Genomic DNA, 1,104 nt, shown 5'->3' with positions numbered 1-1,104 from the left:
CATGACTGGGGTGAAGTCGTAACAAGGTAACCCTAGGGGAACCTGGGGTTGGATCACCTCCTTACCTTAAGATGTCGTGTTGTTGAGTGTTCACACAGATTGCCTTGATTCAAGTTTAGAGACAGTACACGAAGTGGGTCTGTAGCTCAGGTGGTTAGAGCGCACCCCTGATAAGGGTGAGGTCGGTGGTTCGAGTCCACTCAGACCCACCACTTCGTTCCCGATTATGGGGCTATAGCTCAGCTGGGAGAGCGCCTGCTTTGCACGCAGGAGGTCTGCGGTTCGATCCCGCATAGCTCCACCATAATCGGTACTGAATTTTGCGAGAAGCAAAAGCCATGCGTTGAATGAAATGTTCAATCTATGTCTTTGACTTCTTTATGAAGTTTGCTCTTTAACAATCTGGAAAGCTGATTTAAAAAGTAGTTCTCAAACATTTGTTACAAGTGCTTTGGAAACTTCTTGGCGAAAACCAAATTTTATTTGGTCCTTGTTGTACGACAACAAGCAAGCGTTGTTTCGACGACACTTCTTGGGGTTGTATGGTTAAGTGACTAAGCGTACATGGTGGATGCCTTGGCAGTCAGAGGCGATGAAGGACGTACTAACCTGCGATAAGCTGTGAGAAGTCGGTAAGAGACGCTATTACTCACAGATTTCCGAATGGGGAAACCCACCCGAGATAACTCGGGTATCTGTTACTGAATACATAGGTAACAGAGGCGAACCGGGAGAACTGAAACATCTAAGTACCCCGAGGAAAAGAAATCAACCGAGATTCCCTCAGTAGCGGCGAGCGAACGGGGATTAGCCCTTAAGCATCTTGGAAGTTAGTGGAACGGTCCTGGAAAGGCCGGCGATACAGGGTGATAGCCCCGTACACGAAAACAACCTTGATGTGAAATCGAGTAGGGCGGGACACGTGACATCCTGTCTGAATATGGGGGGACCATCCTCCAAGGCTAAATACTCCTGACTGACCGATAGTGAACCAGTACCGTGAGGGAAAGGCGAAAAGAACCCCTGTGAGGGGAGTGAAATAGAACCTGAAACCGTGTACGTACAAGCAGTGGGAGCCCTTCGGGGTGACTGCGTACCTTTTGT

2 tRNA genes and 2 rRNA genes are annotated in these 1,104 nt (G+C 48.6%); all 4 read left to right on the top strand.

The features are described from left to right. Positions 1-64 (top strand): 16S ribosomal RNA (locus G5315_RS20475); the annotation flags it as partial. A gap of 71 nt (positions 65-135) precedes the next feature. Further along, positions 136-212: transfer RNA gene (locus tag G5315_RS20470), tRNA-Ile, on the top strand. 16 nt (positions 213-228) lie between these two features. After that, positions 229-304: transfer RNA gene (locus G5315_RS20465), tRNA-Ala, on the top strand. Between the two features lie 240 nt (positions 305-544). Continuing rightward, positions 545-1,104 (top strand): 23S ribosomal RNA (locus G5315_RS20460); the annotation flags it as partial.

The organism is Aeromonas sp. 603607 (genome assembly GCF_049171595.1).
Classification (GTDB): domain Bacteria; phylum Pseudomonadota; class Gammaproteobacteria; order Enterobacterales; family Aeromonadaceae; genus Aeromonas; species Aeromonas veronii.
This window is presented reverse-complemented; position numbering and strand designations above follow the sequence as displayed.